Source organism: Polaromonas sp. (assembly GCF_029945895.1).
Classification (GTDB): Bacteria; Pseudomonadota; Gammaproteobacteria; order Burkholderiales; family Burkholderiaceae_C; genus Polaromonas.
This window is the reverse complement of record NZ_JAQSDL010000015.1, coordinates 1-17,186: the sequence shown is the minus strand read 5'-3', so window position 1 is coordinate 17,186 and position 17,186 is coordinate 1. Positions and strand designations below refer to the sequence as shown.

Annotated in this window: 18 protein-coding genes; 5 read left to right on the top strand and 13 right to left on the bottom strand. The window is 65.9% G+C overall.

Translation table 11 applies throughout. The features are described 5' to 3' along the window. Positions 1 to 40 precede the first annotated feature (40 nt). The 3 genes from PSV33_RS01990 to PSV33_RS01980 form a co-directional block, all read right to left on the bottom strand. On the bottom strand, positions 41 to 2,194 hold the full coding sequence (locus tag PSV33_RS01990; protein ID WP_300558105.1) for a thioredoxin family protein: 2,154 nt from the start codon (positions 2,192 to 2,194) through the stop codon (positions 41 to 43). Positions 2,195 to 2,256: 62 nt separating this feature from the next. Next, positions 2,257 to 2,595, bottom strand: a complete 339-nt coding sequence (locus PSV33_RS01985) for a DUF167 family protein (RefSeq protein ID WP_300557983.1) — start codon at positions 2,593 to 2,595, stop codon at positions 2,257 to 2,259. 8 nt (positions 2,596 to 2,603) lie between these two features. Next, positions 2,604 to 3,377, bottom strand: a complete 774-nt coding sequence (locus PSV33_RS01980; protein WP_300557981.1) for an alanyl-tRNA editing protein — start codon at positions 3,375 to 3,377, stop codon at positions 2,604 to 2,606. Positions 3,378 to 3,394: 17 nt separating this feature from the next. Here PSV33_RS01980 and PSV33_RS01975 point away from each other — a divergent pair, with 17 nt between their 5' ends. The 4 genes from PSV33_RS01975 to cutA all read left to right on the top strand — a co-directional run bounded on the left by PSV33_RS01975 (position 3,395) and on the right by cutA (position 7,721). Beyond that, positions 3,395 to 5,044, top strand: coding sequence for a DUF4080 domain-containing protein (locus PSV33_RS01975; protein WP_300557979.1), 1,650 nt, complete (start codon positions 3,395 to 3,397; stop codon positions 5,042 to 5,044). A gap of 55 nt (positions 5,045 to 5,099) precedes the next feature. Then, complete coding sequence (locus PSV33_RS01970; RefSeq protein WP_300557977.1) at positions 5,100 to 5,912, top strand: creatininase family protein; 813 nt, start codon at positions 5,100 to 5,102, stop codon at positions 5,910 to 5,912. Positions 5,913 to 6,037: 125 nt separating this feature from the next. Beyond that, positions 6,038 to 7,390, top strand: coding sequence for a sorbosone dehydrogenase family protein (locus tag PSV33_RS01965; RefSeq protein ID WP_300557975.1), 1,353 nt, complete (start codon positions 6,038 to 6,040; stop codon positions 7,388 to 7,390). Positions 7,391 to 7,397: 7 nt separating this feature from the next. Further along, a complete protein-coding gene (gene cutA, locus PSV33_RS01960) occupies positions 7,398 to 7,721 on the top strand; it encodes a divalent-cation tolerance protein CutA (RefSeq protein WP_300557973.1) in 324 nt (107 codons plus the stop codon). Positions 7,722 to 7,724: 3 nt separating this feature from the next. On the opposite strand, the gene PSV33_RS01955 is transcribed toward cutA, so the two are convergent. The 10 genes from PSV33_RS01955 to PSV33_RS01910 form a co-directional block, all read right to left on the bottom strand. Further along, the gene (locus PSV33_RS01955) at positions 7,725 to 8,393 is read right to left on the bottom strand and encodes a histidine phosphatase family protein (RefSeq protein WP_300557971.1); all 669 of its coding nucleotides are present in this window, start codon (positions 8,391 to 8,393) and stop codon (positions 7,725 to 7,727) included. A gap of 116 nt (positions 8,394 to 8,509) precedes the next feature. Beyond that, the gene (locus PSV33_RS01950; RefSeq protein WP_300557969.1) at positions 8,510 to 9,517 is read right to left on the bottom strand and encodes a threonine dehydratase; all 1,008 of its coding nucleotides are present in this window, start codon (positions 9,515 to 9,517) and stop codon (positions 8,510 to 8,512) included. Further along, positions 9,514 to 10,152: a LysE family translocator gene (locus PSV33_RS01945; RefSeq protein WP_300557967.1), complete on the bottom strand. Its 639-nt coding sequence runs from the start codon at positions 10,150 to 10,152 to the stop codon at positions 9,514 to 9,516. The genes PSV33_RS01950 and PSV33_RS01945 overlap by 4 nt, the downstream gene beginning before the upstream one ends. After that, complete coding sequence (locus PSV33_RS01940; RefSeq protein ID WP_300557965.1) at positions 10,153 to 10,866, bottom strand: VOC family protein; 714 nt, start codon at positions 10,864 to 10,866, stop codon at positions 10,153 to 10,155. Between the two features lie 22 nt (positions 10,867 to 10,888). Continuing rightward, positions 10,889 to 11,824, bottom strand: a complete 936-nt coding sequence (locus tag PSV33_RS01935) for a PhzF family phenazine biosynthesis protein (RefSeq protein WP_300557963.1) — start codon at positions 11,822 to 11,824, stop codon at positions 10,889 to 10,891. Between the two features lie 61 nt (positions 11,825 to 11,885). Further along, the gene (locus PSV33_RS01930) at positions 11,886 to 12,506 is read right to left on the bottom strand and encodes a glutathione S-transferase (RefSeq protein WP_300557962.1); all 621 of its coding nucleotides are present in this window, start codon (positions 12,504 to 12,506) and stop codon (positions 11,886 to 11,888) included. Continuing rightward, the gene (locus PSV33_RS01925; RefSeq protein WP_300557960.1) at positions 12,507 to 13,820 is read right to left on the bottom strand and encodes a PLP-dependent aminotransferase family protein; all 1,314 of its coding nucleotides are present in this window, start codon (positions 13,818 to 13,820) and stop codon (positions 12,507 to 12,509) included. A 20-nt stretch (positions 13,821 to 13,840) separates the two neighbouring features. Continuing rightward, the gene (locus PSV33_RS01920) at positions 13,841 to 14,170 is read right to left on the bottom strand and encodes a DHCW motif cupin fold protein (RefSeq protein WP_300557958.1); all 330 of its coding nucleotides are present in this window, start codon (positions 14,168 to 14,170) and stop codon (positions 13,841 to 13,843) included. Beyond that, a complete protein-coding gene (locus PSV33_RS01915; protein ID WP_300557956.1) occupies positions 14,167 to 15,087 on the bottom strand; it encodes a DMT family transporter in 921 nt (306 codons plus the stop codon). The genes PSV33_RS01920 and PSV33_RS01915 overlap by 4 nt, the downstream gene beginning before the upstream one ends. Beyond that, positions 15,084 to 15,695, bottom strand: coding sequence for a LysE family translocator (locus PSV33_RS01910; protein ID WP_300557954.1), 612 nt, complete (start codon positions 15,693 to 15,695; stop codon positions 15,084 to 15,086). Before PSV33_RS01910 ends, PSV33_RS01915 begins: the two co-directional genes overlap by 4 nt. 131 nt (positions 15,696 to 15,826) lie before the next feature. On the opposite strand from PSV33_RS01910, the gene PSV33_RS01905 reads away from it, so the two are divergent. Next, the coding region (locus PSV33_RS01905; RefSeq protein ID WP_300557952.1) for a PLP-dependent aminotransferase family protein at positions 15,827 to 17,186 on the top strand (1,360 nt) is incomplete at its 3' end.

Below are 17,186 nucleotides of genomic sequence, written 5' to 3'. Positions count from 1 at the left end.
AACTCCTTCAGAAAAATGAACTGACGGACAGGTTGCAGTACTAGAGCCTGGCCAGTTCGGCCCGGACATCGGCGACCGAGAGAATTTCCGACAGCACCACCGGCGCGCGGCCGGGTTTGTAGATCACATACACCGGCACGCCGTTGCGGCCCAGCTGCGCCAGCGCAGCCGTCACGGCCGGGTCGCGGCGCGTCCAGTCGGCGCGCAGCAGCACCACGTTTTTCGCATCCATGTCAGCCAGCACATCGGCATTGGCCAGCGTGGTTTTCTTGTTGTACTGGCAGGTCACGCACCAGGCGGCGGTGAAATCGACAAACACGCTCTGGCCCTGGGCCGTGAGCTGGTCCACGCGGCCCGGCTCCCAGGCCTGCCAGCGGCCCGGGGATGCCGCAGCGACGCTGGAAGTCTCCAGCGGCTTGATGACATTCTGGCCTACAGCCCATACCCCGAAAGCGCCAAGCGCTATTGAAAGCGTAGCAGCCACGGTCCGGGTCCGGCCCCGCAGCGTCAGCGACCACAACACCAGCGCCATCAGCACCAGCAGCGCCAGCAGGGCGCCTGCCCCGTCGATGCCGCTTTGCTGGCCCAGCACCCAGACCAGCCAGGCAACGGTGGCAAACATCGGAAACGCCATCAGCTGCTTGAAGGTCACCATCCACGCGCCCGGTCGCGGCAGGGCGCGCGCCACCGCCGGCACCGCACTGGCCGCCAGGTAGGGCAGGGCCATGCCCAGACCGATGGCCCCAAACACTGCCAGCGCCTGCACGGCGGGCAGGCCCACGGCGTAACCGAGCGACGCCCCCATGAAAGGCGCGGTGCAGGGCGAGGCAATCGCGGTGGCCAGCACGCCGGTCAGAAAGGCATTGAGCGTCGGATTTTTGGCCTGCAGGCCGGCGACCTTTCCGGGCACAAAACTGCCAAATTCAAACAGGCCCGCCAGGTTCAGGCCGATCAGCGTGAACAGCACGGCCAGCGCGGCCACCACGGCCGGGCTTTGCAGCTGGAAGCCCCAGCCGAGCTGCTCGCCGGTGGCGCGCAGGCCCAGCAGCAGGGCGCCCAGTGCCAGGAAGGACAGCACCACGCCGGCCGTGTAGGCCAGCCCGCCACTCAGGCGTGCCGCGCGATTTTTCTCCTTGGCGAAACTCATCACCTTGATGGCCAGCACCGGAAACACGCAAGGCATGAGGTTCAGGATCAGTCCGCCCAGCAGTGCACCCAGCAGGGCGGCCACCAGCGTGAGCGGCGGCGTGCTGCTGCCGGTCGGCGCCGCGCCCAGCGCCGCATTGGCCTTGAGCGCGGCTTCCAGCGCCGGCGACACCGTGGCCGCGGCGGCCACGGCCGGCCAGTCGCCCTGGACCAGCAGCTCGACGCGGTAGGCGGTCTTGTCCAGCGCCACCACCACCGGCATCACGCGCGGGCTTTCGCTGCGCTGGCTGGAGAGCGGCAGTTGTGCGGTCCACACCGAGCCCTGCCAGGCTTGCTGCCAAGCGCCGGCGGGCTCAATCACGCCGCCGGTTTCCGGGAAAAAGTCCAGGGTCTTGCCCTGCAGGCGCGCGGGCAGGCCTGCGAGCGCCACCTGGATGGATTTGGCGCCGACCTGCACCTGGCTGCCGGTGGCGGCCAGCGGCTGGGGGCTGGCGGCAAAGGCAGCCGCAAACAGGCTGCTGCTGCTGCCGGTCGAACTCCTGACCGGGATCTGCAGGGAAAAATCACCTTCCTGCGGAATACATTCCTTCTTGCAGACCAGCCAGCTGGCCTTGAGCTGGATGTCCAGGTTGGCGGCGTTGAAGCCGGGCGCCACGGTGAGCGGTACCGGCAGCAGCACGGTGCCTTCGTAGCCGTAGTTGGCGAGGGTGCCGATCGGTATCTTTTTCGGGGTCGGCCAGGCGATGTCGCCAGCGGTGACACCGGCCGGCAGTGTCCATTCAAGCTGCGTCGGCAGGCCGGAATCGCCGGAGTTCTTCCAGTAGGTGTGCCACTCGGGAATGTGCGCCAGCTGCAGGGCCACCCATACCGGCTTGCCCTGCTCCACGCCATCGGGTGCCCAGGCCAGCAGTTCGGCGCGCACCTGGTCGGTGCTGACCACGGTCTTCGCCGCAGTCTTGTTTGTGAAGCTGATTTGGGCTGCAGCCCCCGTTGACAAAGCGCAAGCAGCTATCAAAAACAGAGCGGATGCCAGGCGGTGAAAAATCATGGTCATGGTGTGAGCGGCACGCTGGCCTTTAGTTCCTGGGACGGTGCCCGCAGGCCCTCTTGCTATTGTCGTCCGGCAGGGTCCGTGGGCAGGGCGGTCTGCGCAAACACCCCCGGAAGTTTCTTTGGCGCGCGGATGCGCAGCTGCTTGTTGACGTTCTCCTGGCCGAAGACCACCTCGATGTCGCTGACCGCCACACCGAACAGCGGCGCCAGGAAACGCAGCATGTGGTCGGTGGCCTTGCCGGCCTGCGGCGCGGCGGTCACGCTGACCTTGAGCTGGGTGCCCTTGGGTTTGCCGATCGCGTCACGGCTGGCCGACGGTTTGCCCAGGATATTGACCACCAGCACCTCGCCGTCCCAGGCAAAAAAAGTGTCGCCGGTGGCATTTCTCGGACGCATCGAAGAAATCAGGCAGCGAAGCCGAGGACGATGCGGCGCGTGGTGGCGCTTTTTTTCTCGATTTTGGTGACGATTACCGCGCCGATCTCGGAGGTGTTGGCCACATGGGTGCCGCCGCAGGGCTGGAAGTCGATCATGGCGTCTGCACCGGCGCCGCCGATGCGGATGGTGCGCACCTGGCCGCTGCCGCGCGGCGGCTGCACACTCATGCTTTTGACCAGGGCCGGGTTCGCATCGAGTTCCGCGTCGCTGATGCTGCCCACGGTCACCGGGTGCGCGGCGGCGACCAGGCGGGCAAGGCCGGCGCTCAAGACGTCCTTGTCCAGCGGGTCCGTCATGTTGAAGTCCAGCCGCGCATAGTCGGGCGTGATCGAGCAGCCGTTGACCAGCTGCGGCACCAGGTGGCACAGCAGGTGGGTGGTGGTGTGAAAACGCATGAGCCGGTGCCGGCGCGCCCAGTCGACGCGGGCGGTCACCACATCGCCGGCTTTCAAGCCAGCCGCCAGAAGGTGGTCCAGCACCGACGCGGCCGGGTCCGGCAGGGCCGGCAGGTGGCAGATGTCCGCTGTGAACTGGCCCTGGTCATTTTTTCCCTTGCGCGTGTCGGTAATGGCGATCTCGCGCCCGTCGGCCAGCACCAGCACGCCGGTGTCGCCGGCCTGGCCACCGCCCAGCGGGTAAAACACGGTGCGGTCCAATACCAGGCCCTGGCCGGTCACCGCGGTCACGGCCGCGCTGCATTCGGCCAGATAAGCGTCATCACGAAACAGGGTTTGTGTCATGGTTTGATAATACCGGCATGAACCCCCACGCGCCTTCACCCCTTCTCCCTGAGGCCCAAGGCAGCGCGCGTGTTGTTCTGGCCACCCTGAACGCCAAATACATCCACGCCTCGCTGGGTCTGCGTTACCTGCTGGCCAACATGGACCGCCACGGCGGCGCCGGCCTGCGCGCGCAGACACAGCTGCGCGAGTTTGTCATTGGCCAGCCCGCCACCCGCATGGTGGAAGAGCTGCTGGCGCTGCAGCCCGAGGTGATCGGTCTTGGCGTCTACATCTGGAATGTGGTGGAAACCACCCAGCTGGTGCGCCTGCTGAAAACCTTGCGGCCCGACATCAAAATTGTGCTGGGCGGCCCCGAGGTCAGCCATGAGGTGGAGCAGCAGGAAATCTGCCGCCTGGCCGACCATGTGGTCACCGGCTGGGGTGACGTGAGTTTTCCGAAACTGTGCCGGGCGCTGCTTAAATTACCGGGTGGGGGCCCGCAGCCGCTGATGAAAGTGATTGTTGGCGAGCAGCCGCCGCTGGAGGAACTGGCGCTGCCCTACAGGGACTACACGGCCGAGGACCTGGCCCAGCGCCTGTTGTATGTGGAAGCTTCGCGCGGCTGCCCGTTCAAGTGCGAGTTCTGCCTGAGCTCGCTCGACAAGACCGCCTGGGCCTTTGACCTGGATGTGTTCATGGCCGAGATGGAAGCGTTGTACCGCCGCGGCGCGCGCAACTTCAAGTTTGTGGACCGCACCTTCAACCTGAAGATCGACAACTCGGTACGTATCCTGCAGTTTTTTCTGGACCGCATCGCCGAAGTGCCCGATGTGTTTGTGCATTTCGAAGTCGTGCCCGACAGCCTGCCGGACCGCCTGAAGGAATTGATTGCGCAATTCCCCGACGGCGCGCTGCAGTTCGAGGTCGGCATCCAGAGCTTCAACCCCGACGTGCAGCAGCGCATCTCGCGCAAGCAGGACAACGCCAGGACGGCCGAGAACCTGCGCTGGCTGGTCACGCAAAGCCGCGCCCATGTGCATGCCGACCTGATCTTTGGCCTGCCCGGCGAGACGTTGGCGAGTTTTGCCGAGGGCTTCGATCGCCTGCACGCCCTCGCGCCGCACGAGATCCAGTTCGGTGTGCTCAAGCGCCTGCGCGGTACGCCGATCACGCGGCACACGGCGCAATTTGCGATGGCCTACGACCCGCACACGCCCTACACCATCCTGCAAAATTCGACGGTGGATTTTGCGACCATGCAGCGCATCAAGCGCTTTGCGCGCTACTGGGACATGGTTGCCAACTCAGGGCGTTTCTCGCAGGCGCTGGCCTTGTTGCTGGGACCCGGTTCGGCCTTTGGACATTTCCTGGCCTTCAGCGACTGGCTCTGGCAGACCACCGGCAAGACGCACGAATTCGCGCTGGAGAAACTGGTGGACCTGCTGTTTGTGCATTTGACACAGGTGCGCTTGCTGGCTCCGTCCCTTGTGGCGCAAGCCCTGCTGGCCGACTACCAGGCCAGCGGCGCGCGCGGGCGGCCGCAGTGTCTGGCGGCGTTGCTGGGCGGCCCGCAGAAAGCGCTTTCTGCAGCGGCTGACAAACATGGGGCTCAGCGGCAGGGTCGGCATCTGAGTCAGCAGCAGAATTTGCGGGTGGAGATTCAGAAGGCAGCGGCGGCGGCTTAGTTTTGAACCTTAGAACGGCTAACACCCCCAGCGCAGAATGGCCCAAAATACGCCCATGAACCCCGCGCGCCCCTCCCCAGCATCCTTCCCCCATTTCTGGGCCGACCTCAAAAGCCCCGACTTCGCCCGCCTCGATGCGGCGACCATTGCCGTGCTGCCGGTCGCCGCGATCGAGCAGCATGGGCCGCACCTGCCGCTCAGTGTGGACACGGACCTGGCTAATGGCGTGATTGCACACTGCCTGCCCCATCTGCAAAACCTGCCTGTTCTTTTTCTGCCGACCCAGACCGTGGGCCGCAGCATCGAACACATCGCCTTTCCCGGAACCCTGACCCTGGGCGCGGCCACGCTGATCCAGAGCTGGATCGACCTGGGTGAATCGGTCGCGCGCACCGGCATCAAAAAGCTGGTGTTTCTCAATGCGCACGGCGGCAATGTCTCCACGCTGGACATCGTCGGGCGCGAACTGCGGGCCCGTTTCGCCATGGCGGTGTTCACCGTCAATACCTTCAGCCTGCCGCTACCGGCTGCCGTGAAACAGCTGTTCGGCCCCGACGAAGAACGCTTCGGCGTGCATGGTGGCGATGTCGAAACTTCCATGATGCTGGCGCTGCATCCTCAGAAGGTGGACATGGCGCTGGCGCAGAACTTTCACTCCAGCAGCCAGGACCGGGCGCACAGCTACCCCATCCTGGGCAACGGCAGCAGCGCCAAACTGGCCTGGGCCGCCCAGGACCTGAACCCGCAGGGTGCGGCCGGCAATGCGGCGGCCGCCACGGCCGGCAAAGGCCTGGCGGTGTTGCAGGCCAGCGGCGCGGCGCTGGCGGCCCTGCTGCGCGAGATTGGCCAGCTCCCGCCGATGGCCTGAATCGCCGCCCGGCCGACCTGACAAAAACTGGGGACTTCAGCTGACAGAACACAGCAGCCTGCAGGGTCAACAATCAGCAGCATGCGCGTCCCGATGCGCCCCCAATCACCGACCAAGGATTTACCATGCCAGCCTCGCCTGTTTCCCGCCCTGCCGCCCTTGTTTCGCGTTTCGTGCTGGTGCCGCTGTGCGCAGCGCTGGTGCTGGGTCTGAGCGGCTGTGGCGACACGACCAAGCTGCCGGCTGGCGCCGATATGGGCGTCACCCCCACGCTGTCCCAGCCGGTCAGGTCGCTGATCCCCACCGTCAACATTGCCCCGGCACAGGGCTGGCCGGCAGGCGTGATGCCGCGGCCCATGGCCGGCACCACGGTGACTGCCCTGGCCACGGGCCTGGACCATCCGCGCTGGCTCTACACACTGCCCAACGGTGACGTGCTGGTCGCCGAGAGCAACAAGCCGCCCCAGCCCGACGCCGGCTTCAGCATCAAGGGCTGGATCATGGGGGTGGTCATGAAGCGTGCCGGTGCCGGCGTTGCGAGTGCCAACCGCATCACGCTGCTGCGCGATGTGGACGGCGACGGCAAGGCCGAAACCCGCACGGTGTTCATGCAGGGTCTGAACTCGCCGTTTGGCATGGCGCTGGTCGGCAGGGAACTGTTCATTGCCAACGCCGACGCACTGGTCAAGGTGCCGTATGAAGAGGGCCAGACCGCCATCACGGCCACGCCGGTCAAGGTGGTGGACCTGCCGGCTGGCCTGAACCATCACTGGACCAAAAATGTCATCGCCAGCCGCGATGGCAGCAAGCTCTACGTCACCGTCGGCTCGAACAGCAACGTCGGTGAAAACGGCATGGACATCGAGGTGGATCGCGCGGCCATCCACGAGGTCGACCCCAAGACCAACACGCGCCGCCTGTTTGCCTCGGGCCTGCGCAATCCCAACGGCATGGGCTGGGCGCCCGACGGCTCGCTCTGGACCGTGGTCAACGAGCGTGACGAGATCGGCAGCGACCTGGTGCCTGACTACCTGACCTCGGTGAAGGACGGCGCTTTTTATGGCTGGCCCTACAGTTATTACGGGCAGACAGTGGATGTGCGCGTGGCGCCGCAGCGGCCGGACCTGGTGGCCAAGGCGATTGCACCCGATTACGCGCTGGGCTCGCATGTGGCGCCGCTGGGCATGGTGTTTGCCGAAGGCAACACGCTGCCTTCATCGCTGGCCAGCGGTGTGTTTGTCGGCCAGCACGGCTCCTGGAACCGCAAGCCGCTGAGCGGCTACAAGGTGGTGTTTGTGCCCTTCATCGGCAGCAAACCCTCTGACAAACCCATCGATGTATTGACCGGCTTTGTCAGCCCCGAGGGCAAGGCCTGGGGCCGGCCCGTCGGTGTGGCGCTCGACAAACGTGGCGCCCTGCTGGTGGCCGATGACGTGGGCAATGTGGTCTGGCGCGTCAGCGCCCAGACGCCGCGTTAGGACGTTCATGGACGCGGTCTGCATGGTGATGGCCGCCATGGACAACGAGGCCGCGGCGGAAATGCTGGCGCAGCACCTGGTGGAAGCCCGCCTGGCCGCGTGTGTGCAGGTGATGCCGGTGAAAAGTTTTTATGTCTGGCAGGGCGAGAGCCGAAAAGATGCCGAATTCCTGCTGCTGATCAAGACCCGCGCGGCGTTGTATGCGCAGGTGGAGGCCTTCATCATCACCCGGCACCCGTACGACACGCCGGAGATCCTGCAGATGCCGGTAAGCGCGGGCGCCAGCGCCTACCTGCAATGGCTGGACGCCGCCACGCAAGGGGCCGGCTAGGCCCTAGGAGTAGGTGATCCAGTCCGCGTGTTCGGGCGCATCCAGGTGCGGTAGCGTGTTGTAGGTCACCAGCATGTGGCGTTTGGGCGTGAACGCAAACTCGGTCAGCGAGCAATTGCGGATGCGCAGGTTCAGGTCGATGGTGGCCTCGGGGCTGGTGCCCAGCACATGGCCCACGGCGGTGGCAATCGGGCCGCCGCTGGAGACCAGCAGCACGTTGCCGGTGTAGCTGCTCTTGACGTGGTCCAGCACCCCGGTGATGCCCGCCACAAAATCGGTGTAACTGGGCATGCCGCGTGGGCTGACCACGCCGGCCATCCACTGTGCCAGTCCGTCCTTGAGCAGGCGGAAGTGGCCGCGGACCATTTCGGGCGAGGTCGGTTTCTCGAGTTGGGCCGGATGGATGGCCGCGATCACCGCTTCCGCGTCGTATTCATTGAGCCCGGGTTGCCGCGATGCATCAAGCGTCGTGCCCATGCCTTCGCAGATGCCTGCAAAGGTCTGGATCTGGCGGTTCAGCGTGCCGGTCAGCGCCGCGTCGAAGGTGAGGCCCTTGTACTTGAAGTATTCCCCCAGACGCACGCTCTGCCTGTGCCCCATGCTGCTCAGCACATCGTAGTTGTCAGCGCCAAACGAGGCCTGGCCGTGGCGCACGAGGTAAAGGGTTCCCATGGGCAAATTGTGGCGCGCACCGAAGCCGCACCCAGTCCCGTGTGTGACCACCGCTAAAAGTAGTCGGTCCAGCCGGGGCCGCGGAACCGGGTTCGCCGGGCCGCAGGGGCAGCGTACTACGCGAAGCGAGAAGCGTGGGGGTCCAATACCCTGGCGACAGTGGCGCTGTCCACATTGCCGCCGCACAGCGTGGTGCCCACCACCTGGCCCTTGAGTTGCGCGCGCTCCTGCATGGCGGCCGCAAAACTCGCGGCACCGGCGCCTTCGGCCACGTTGTGGGTGTCGGCATACAGGTCGCGCATGGCCTGCGCGACCTCGTCGTCGCTGACCTTCACGATGTGATCCAGCTGCGGCAACAGGATGTCAAGCGCGGCCGGGTCCGCGATGCGGCAGGCCATGCCGTCGGCCAGCCGCGTGCTGACCGGCGCTTCGACCACGTGGCCGGCGGCCAGCGAATCGGCGTAGGTGGTGGCGTGTGCGCTGACAACACCAACGATGCGCAATTTTCGGCCCAGGGCGAGTTTGGCCGCAATCGCCGAACACGCGCCCGAGCCCTGGCCGATCGGCACATAGACCACATCGAGCTGCGGCACGGCCAGCATGAACTCCCACCAGTAGGTACTCACGCCGCTGAGCAGGTCGGCATGGAAACTGGGCACCATGTGGCCACCGCGTTCGATCGCCAGGTGCATCGCGTATTCGCGGCTCTCCTGGAAGTCCTCGCCGTGTTCGATCAGCGTGACGCCGAGCGCGCGCATGGCGGCGTTTTTCTCCAGTGAATTGCCGCGCGGAACCACGATGGTGCAGGCCACGCCATGCGCGCGCGCGGCCCAGCCCATGCTCTGGCCGTGGTTGCCCCGGGTGGCGCTGATGACTTCCTTCGGCAGCGTGCCGGCCTGGCTCAAGGCATTGAAGTAAGTCAGCCCGCCGCGTATCTTGAAGGCGCCGACCGGTGTGTGATTTTCGTGTTTGATCCAGCAGTCGGTGCCCAGCCGCTGGCTCGACAGGCCCCAGCGGTACTGCGGCGTGGCCTGGAACTCGCGGTACACGACCCGGGCCGCGGCTTCGATGTCCGCGAGTGACGGCAGCGTGCTGCTGCCCACGTCTTTCAGGAGGGCGTTCATGCGCTTGTCCGTTTTTCGCTCAGCAGGCGCAGCGCCAGCAGGCCCAGCACGCTGCCCATGACATAACGCTGCACGCGCATCCAGGCGCTGTTGCGATTGATAAAGACCGCCAGGCTGGCGGCGAAAAAGATGATCACGGTGTTGATGGCCAGACTGACGCTGATCTGCACCGCGCCCAGCGTCAGGCTCTGCAGCAGCACCTGGCCGCGTTCGGGGTGCAGGAACTGCGGAAAGAAGGACAGGTAAAACATCGCTACTTTCGGGTTGAGCAGGTTGGTCATGAACCCCATCAGGAAGAGCGTGCGCGGCGGGTCGTGCGGCAGGCTGCGGGTTTCAAATGGCGAGAGGCCCCCGGGTTTGACGGCCTGCCAGGCCAGCCAGAGCAGGTACAGGGCGCCAGCGACCTTGATTGCGGTAAACCCCACCGGCGCCGCCAGCAACAATGCGCTCAGACCGAAGGAGGCGCCCAGCAGGTGCACGACAAAACCGAGGGCCACGCCGCCCAGCGAGACCATGCCCGCACCGCGGCCCTGGCACAGGGTGCGCGAGATGCAGTAAATCATGTTGGGGCCGGGCGTGAGCACCAGCGCCAGCGCGATGAGCGCAAACCAGGCGAGTTCGGATGCCGTGAGCATTTAAATTCCTTTCGATTCGAGCGCGACGAGGCCGCGCGGCGTCTGTAGCGTGGCATGAAGACTGGGCGGGCCCTGGGTCACGCTCACACCGGTCAGGCCGATCGCGGCATAAGCGGCCTGAAGCTGTTCCGGCCGTGGGTGGCGGACCTGCAGCGCCTGAAGTGTCACGCCCGAAGCAGGCATCGCATCCAGTGGATGCGTCGCCTGCGCCGGGTCCTCTCCGGCCTCGCCCCACTGGATCAGCGTCGGCAAGGCGCCATAAAACAGCCGCTGGCCGTCGTCGCGTACGGTGATGCGCCAGCTCAGCAGGCCGGTGGCGGTCTGGCGCGAGGCTTCCACGACGCTGCCGCGCTCCAGGCCCTGTGCGGCCAGTGCCTTGACGGCCGAAACCACGCCCGGGACGCTGGCGACAAAATGCACCAGCTGCGGGCCTTCACTGGCCACACGCGCCTGCAGTTCGCGGTCGTCCATGTCGAACCAGCGCTGCCTGCCGGCCGCCCTGAGTGGCGCGACGCCGGGCTGGATCGCAATGATCTCGAAGTAGGCGCGCGGGAAGGCGGGGCCGGCCACGCTGAACAGGCGGTTGTGTGTGCCCATCAGCGGATGTTCGCCGCCGGGGCCGGGCGTGATGCCCAGGGTGTCCTCGCACCAGGCCACGCCTTGGGCCAGGCTGGCGGCCACGACGACCAGGTGATCGATCTGGGCCTGCTTCATGGCGCGCGGCGCACAGTGTCGCTCACAGCGCCACCGTGCCGTTGATGCAGGTGACGGATTGGCCGCCGACCCAGACCTGTGCAGAACCCGCCGCATCCGTCTCGCGTGTCAGGTAGACGCGGCCGGCGCGGCCCAGGCAAGTGCCTTGGGCGGCCACGTAACGCTCGGGCGCATGGCCTTCGGCGATCAGCCATTGCGCCAGGCTGGCGTTCAGGCTGCCGGTGACCGGGTCTTCCTCGATGCCGAGGGGCGCTGCAAAACCCCGCATCTCAAAGTCAGCGGTGGCTGATTCTGCTGCGCCGGCGGGCATGCTGCCGGCAAAAGCGCGTGCCTCGCGGTTGGTGCGCGCTATTAAAACAGGAGCTATCTGCGCTGGATGGGCACCGGCTACACCCACTTTTAGCCCATGTTTTTTGAGTGCGGCGTGATCCGGCGCCAGCTGCAGCACGGTGTCGGCGCTGTCCAGCAGCAGGCCCAGCCACACCGGGCCGTTGTCGAGCAGCTGCGCGGCCAGGATGTGTTGCGCTTTCAGGCCGAGGGCGGCAGCCACCTGCGCCAGCACCGCGGGGCTGGGCGCCGAGCGCTGCAGCGTCGGCGCGGCAAAAGCCAGCCGGTCCCCTTCGCGCCGGATGTTCACCAGACCGACCTGGCATTCCTGCACGATGAAGTCCTGACGCCTGGGTGTGCCGCCGGCCTGTAGCCAGGCGTGGCAGCTGCCCAGCGTGGGATGGCCGGCAAAAGGCAATTCGCCGCCCGGCGTGAAGATGCGCACGCGGTAGTCGGCAGCCGGATCGACGGGCGGCAGCACAAAGGTGGTTTCCGAGAGGTTGGTCCAGCGTGCAAAACGCTGCATGGCTTCGTCGTCCAGCCCGCTGCCGTCCAGCACCACCGCCAGCGGGTTGCCGAAATAGGGCCGGTCGGTGAAGACGTCGACTTGTTTGAAGGGTCTGGTTTTCATGGTGCGGGGTCAGAAGATGAGAAGTGAGAAGTGAGAGGTGAGAGGTGAGAGGTGAGAGGTGTCAGGACAGCGCCAGGTCCAGCACACCCTTGCTGGCCTGCCGGGCGCACAGGCTGTCGTACCAGCGTTCGAGGTGGGGCCGGCTCTGTCGTGGCTGCTGCAGGCCGAACCAGCGGTGCACCTCACAGGCGACGGGAATGTCGGCCACGGTGAAACGCTCGCCGACCATGAAGCTGCGCTGCGCGAGGTGGGCGTCCAGCATCGCCATCAGCGCCTCGACCGCGGCATTGGATTCGTCAATCAGTGCGGCGTCACGCTGCTCGGGCGGGGTGCGCACCAGCTGCCAGAAGCCGGGGCGGCTGGCCGGGTTCAGTGTGGTCTGCTGCCAGTCCATCCAGCGTTCGGCGTCAAAACGCTCACGCAGGTCGGTCGGGTAAAGGTCGCCGGACGAATGCCGCGCACACAGATAACGCACGATCACATTGGACTCCCACAGCACAAACCCCTGGTCCTCGATCACCGGCACCAGTGAGTTGGGGTTGAGCGCCATGTACTCGGGTGTCTTGACCACGCCAAACAGGCCGCCGGCTTCGGTGCGCTGAATATCAAGCGCCAGCTCCTGCGCGGTCCACACCACTTTCTTGACATTGATGGAGCTCATGCGCCCCCAGATCTTCAGCACTTATTGGACCCCCACGCTCGTCGCTTCGCGAGCCTGCGGCAGTTCGCTGCCCCTCTCACCTTGTATGGGGGCGTTGCTTGCTCGGGGCGGCCCTTCGCTGCGCAAGCTGTGGCTGGAACTCACGCTGTCGGTTTGCGCTGGCTGGTTCTCGCGGATTGCCGCCGCCAGCGCAGCAATGCCCGTGTTGATCTGTTCCACGCTGGCGGTCACAAAAGACAGGCGCAGGGTGCGTTCGTCGGCGTTGTCGGCGTAAAACGCGGCGCCCGGCACAAAGGCCACGTTTTTGTCGACGGCCTTGGGCAGCAGCGCCACCGCGTTCATGCCGGCCGGCAAACGCGCCCACAAAAACATGCCGCCGTCCGGTGTGTTCCAGCTGACATCCGATGGCATTTCGCGTTTCAGTGCGGCCAGCATGGCATCACGCTGCGACTTGTAGAGCGCGCGAATCGTCGGCACGTGGCGGTCCAGAAAACCGTCCTTCATGACCTCGGCGATCATGCGCTGGTTGAAACCCGGACTGTGCAGATCTGCCGCCTGCTTGGCCTGCAGCAGCTTGGGATACAGCGCTTTCGGTGCGACCAGAAAACCCAGACGCAGCCCAGGCGCCAGCACCTTGGAAAATGAACCGAGGTAGAGGCAGCCGTCCGGGTTGCGTGCGCTCAGCGGCAGCGGCGGCGGCGCATCGAACCACAGGTCGCCGTAGGGGTTGTCTTCGACGATGGGTAGCCCCAACTCGGCAGCTTTGGCCGACAACGCGGCGCGGCGTGCTTCGCTCATGGTGCGGCCGGTCGGGTTCTGGAAGTTGGGCAGCACATACAGAAAGCGGGCGCCTTTGGCTTTGCGTGCGAGGTCGTCCACATCAATGCCTTCGTCGTCGCTGGCCACACTCACCACCTGCGGCTCCATCGGCATGAAAGCCTGCAGCGCGCCCAGGTAGGTCGGCGTCTCCACCAGGATGGGGCTGTCCTTGTCGATCAGGATCTTGGCCAGCAGATCGAGGCCCTGCTGCGAGCCGGTGGTGATCTGCACCTGCGCGGGGTCCACGTTCCAGGGCAGCATCGCCGCCACCATCTCGCGCAGCGGGCCGTAACCTTCGCTGGCCGCGTATTGAAGGGCTGCCGGGCCGTCTTCGCGCAAGACCTTGGCGCAGGCCTCGGCAAACGCGCTGACTGGAAAGGTTTTGGGTGAGGGCAGGCCGCCGGCAAAACTGATGATGCCGGGCTTTTCGGTGACCTTGAGGATCTCGCGGATCACCGAGGGGTTCATTTTTTCGGCGCGTGCGGCCAGGGTCCAGTGCATGTTGCTTTTCTCCATGGTTGTTCTCTTTTCTGTCGTCAATCCACGATAAACAGTGTCGCACCTTTGGGTGCGCTGGAGCGGTGCGCCTCGGCCCCATCGGCCACCTGGTAACTCATGCCGGGCTGAAGTATGTGCACGCTGCCGTCTTCCAGCTCGGTGTGCAATTCACCCGCCAGGCACAGCAGGATATGGCCCTTGCTGCACCAGTGGTCGGACACGTAACCGGGCGTGTACTCCACCATGCGCACACGCAGTTCGCCAAACTGCTGGGTGCGCCAGAAAGCCCGGCCGCTTTGTGCCGAATGTTCGCTGCGCTCCACGGCGGACCAGTCGGTCGTGCCGAAAGGAATCTGGCTCATCTTCATGGGGCCTCCTTCAGGATGGCGGTATGGACGGGCATTTTCTTGCCGGCAAACACGGTGGCAATCACGGCCAGGCTGAAACCCACGGTGACTGCATCCAGGCGCTCACCGAGCAGCGGCACGGCAAACAGCATGGACAGGAAGGGCTGGACCAGCTGCACCTGGCTCACACGCACGGTGCCGCCCATCGCCAGCCCGCGGTACCAGGCAAAAAAGCCCAACCACATGGAAAACACGCCGAGGTAGGCAAAACCGGCCCAGGCACTGGCCTTGACCGTGCCCTGGGGCCAGCTCAGCAGCGCCAGCGGCAGGGTCAAGGGCAGGGAGATCAGCAGCGCCCAGCAGATCACATGTTCGGCCTGCATGTGTTGCGACAGCCGCGCGCCGTAGCCGTAACCGACCGCTGCACACATCATGGCCACCAGAAGCAGCATGTCGGCAAAGTGGATGGACAGCCCGCCCGAACCCGAACGCAGCACCGCAAATGCCACCACCAGCGCGCTGCCGAGCACCGCGCACCACCAGAACCCGCCCGAGGGCCGCTGGCGGTGCAGCAGCGCGCCGACAGCGGCGGTGGCCAGGGGCAACACGCCCACGATCACGCTGGCATGCATGGCCTCGACATAACGCATGGCGATCGAGGTGAACAGCGGAAAACCGAACACCACGCCGCCGGCCGTGATGGCCAGCGGCAGCCAGTCGCGCCGCTGCGGCAGCGGTGCGCGGGTGGCCAGCAGAAACAGCGCCGACAACGCGGCCGCCACCACGGCGCGGCCCAGCGCGATGAACATGCCCGACATCTGCGGCGCCTCGGGCGTGCCGACCGCCAGCCGCGTCATCGGCAGGGTCACCGCAAAAATCACGATGCCCAGCAGGCCCAGCCAGAGTCCTTTGCTGATGTTGGCGGGGGTGGCGTTCATAAAAACAGCATCCAGATCGCGGTGGCCACCAGCACGGCGGCCATGGCGCGGTTGAACCACACCAGGCGCCGGCCACTGCCCGCCGGGCCGCTCAGCCACTCGCGCAACAGCGAGCCGGCCAGCGCGTACAACAGGTTGCTGGCAAAGGCATAGACCAGCATCACCGGCAGCACCACGGCAAAACGCAGGCCGGGATCGCTGCGACCGGCGATCCAGCCACCCACGATGGCGAGCGCCAGCATCCAGGCCTTGATGTTGACGAACTGCAGCGCCGCGCCCTGCCAGAAACCGACATTCATGCGTTCTGCGTCGGCTTCGCTGAGCTGACGCGAGCGCGCGATCTTTGAGGCCAGCCACAGCAGATACGCCACACCGATGAACTTGATCGCCAGGCCCAGCAGCGGGATCGCCAGCAGCAGCGCGCCCAGGCCGAACGCGCACAGGCTCAGCAGCACGCCCCAGCCCACCGGCACCGCGCAGACAAAAGGCATGGCGCGGCGCAAGCCGTGGTTGGCCGCCAGCGCCGTCGCGAGCGTGGTGTTGGGGCCGGGTGAAAAGCTCATCGCTGTCGCCAGCACCAGCAGGGCGGTAAATTCTTGCCAATTCATGGCTCAGACTTTATAGTTCAAGCCAGCACACCACCCATACAGTTGGGGTGACAAATTCTGAAACTGTGCTGGTCAAATTATCAGCACACAGGCCGCGGTGTTGCCTTGCACCGGGCCAGCCGGGGTCCGCCATGTTGATGAAAACCGCCTCCCAGTCCCTGACCGAACAGCTCAGCGCACGGTTTGCCGAGCGCATACGCAGCCGCCTGCTGGCGCCCGGCGCGCGCCTGCCCTCGGTGCGCCTGTGTGCCGGGCAGCAAGGCGTCAGCGTCTCCACCGTGGTCGCGGCGTATGACCAGTTGCAGGCGCAAGGCCTGGTGGTGGCGCGCAAGAACCGCGGCTTCTTTGTCCGCGATGCGTCATTCAATGCGGTTCTGGCGCCCGTCCATCCAGCGCAGGGTGCTACAAAAAACGGATCGGTGGCGCCGGACACCCCGCTGCCGCTGAACAGCTGGAGCACCGCGACCTGGATGTCAACCCGGCAGGCGCCGGTGGATGCCACCGCGCTGATCCGCGGCATGTTCCACAAGGTCAGCAACAAGCCGCAGCCGGGCATGGGGGTGTTTCCGCCCGAATGGCTGGAGACCAGTTTCATGCCGGCGGCGGTGCGCAAGGTCACCAGCGGCAGCGCGCTGCGCGATTTTTCTCTCAGTTACGGCGAGCCCATGGGCGACAGCGGCCTGCGCCGCGCGCTCGCGCAGAAACTCAGCGCGCTCAATGTGCATGCGGTGCCAGAACAGATCATCACCAGCGTGGGCGCCACCCATGCGCTGGACATCGTGAGCCGCACGCTGCTGCGCGCCGGCGACTGCGTGATGGTTGAGGAGCCCGGCTGGGCGGTCGAGTTTGCGCGCCTGGATGCGCTGGGCATGCGCATCCTGCCGGTTCCGCGGCGCGCCGACGGCCCGGACCTGGAAGTGATGGCGCGTTACTGCGAGGCCCATGCACCCAAGCTGTTTGTCAGTGTCAGCGTGTTCCACAACCCCACCGGTTACTGCCTGAGCCCCGGCAGCGCACACCGCGTGCTGCAGCTGGCCAACCAGCACAATTTCCACATCGTCGAGGACGACACCTACAGCCACCTGGCACCCGAACACGCGACGCGGCTGTGCGCGCTCGACGGGCTGCAGCGCACGGTTTATGTCAGCGGTTTTGCCAAGATTCTGGCGCCCGGCTGGCGCGTCGGTTTCATGGCCGCGCCGCCCGCGCTGGTGGAGCGCCTGCTCGACACCAAGCTCCTGGGCACCCTGACCACACCGGCGCTGCTGGAAAAGGCGCTGGCCTGGTGCATTGACCAGGGGCAGCTGCGCCGCCACGCCGAACGGGTACGCACGCGACTCGATGCGGCGCGCGCCCGCAGCGTCAAGCTGGCGCTGGCGCACGGCTGCAGCTTCGCGGCGGAACCGGCCGGCCTGTTCGGCTGGGTGGAAACCGGCGTGGACACCGACGCGCTGGCGCAGCGCATGCTCGACGAGGGCTACCTGATCGCGC

Bases quoted from the DNA above. Each gene is read 5' to 3' on its own strand.
- PSV33_RS01990 (WP_300558105.1), bottom strand. From the start codon at position 2,194: ATGATTTTTCACCGCCTGGCATCCGCTCTGTTTTTGATAGCTGCTTGC.
- PSV33_RS01985 (WP_300557983.1), bottom strand. From the start codon at position 2,595: ATGCGTCCGAGAAATGCCACCGGCGACACTTTTTTTGCCTGGGACGGC.
- PSV33_RS01980 (WP_300557981.1), bottom strand. From the start codon at position 3,377: ATGACACAAACCCTGTTTCGTGATGACGCTTATCTGGCCGAATGCAGC.
- PSV33_RS01975 (WP_300557979.1), top strand. From the start codon at position 3,395: ATGAACCCCCACGCGCCTTCACCCCTTCTCCCTGAGGCCCAAGGCAGC.
- PSV33_RS01970 (WP_300557977.1), top strand. From the start codon at position 5,100: ATGAACCCCGCGCGCCCCTCCCCAGCATCCTTCCCCCATTTCTGGGCC.
- PSV33_RS01965 (WP_300557975.1), top strand. From the start codon at position 6,038: ATGCCAGCCTCGCCTGTTTCCCGCCCTGCCGCCCTTGTTTCGCGTTTC.
- cutA (WP_300557973.1), top strand. From the start codon at position 7,398: ATGGACGCGGTCTGCATGGTGATGGCCGCCATGGACAACGAGGCCGCG.
- PSV33_RS01955 (WP_300557971.1), bottom strand. From the start codon at position 8,393: ATGGGAACCCTTTACCTCGTGCGCCACGGCCAGGCCTCGTTTGGCGCT.
- PSV33_RS01950 (WP_300557969.1), bottom strand. From the start codon at position 9,517: ATGAACGCCCTCCTGAAAGACGTGGGCAGCAGCACGCTGCCGTCACTC.
- PSV33_RS01945 (WP_300557967.1), bottom strand. From the start codon at position 10,152: ATGCTCACGGCATCCGAACTCGCCTGGTTTGCGCTCATCGCGCTGGCG.
- PSV33_RS01940 (WP_300557965.1), bottom strand. From the start codon at position 10,866: ATGAAGCAGGCCCAGATCGATCACCTGGTCGTCGTGGCCGCCAGCCTG.
- PSV33_RS01935 (WP_300557963.1), bottom strand. From the start codon at position 11,824: ATGAAAACCAGACCCTTCAAACAAGTCGACGTCTTCACCGACCGGCCC.
- PSV33_RS01925 (WP_300557960.1), bottom strand. From the start codon at position 13,820: ATGGAGAAAAGCAACATGCACTGGACCCTGGCCGCACGCGCCGAAAAA.
- PSV33_RS01920 (WP_300557958.1), bottom strand. From the start codon at position 14,170: ATGAAGATGAGCCAGATTCCTTTCGGCACGACCGACTGGTCCGCCGTG.
- PSV33_RS01915 (WP_300557956.1), bottom strand. From the start codon at position 15,087: ATGAACGCCACCCCCGCCAACATCAGCAAAGGACTCTGGCTGGGCCTG.
- PSV33_RS01910 (WP_300557954.1), bottom strand. From the start codon at position 15,695: ATGAATTGGCAAGAATTTACCGCCCTGCTGGTGCTGGCGACAGCGATG.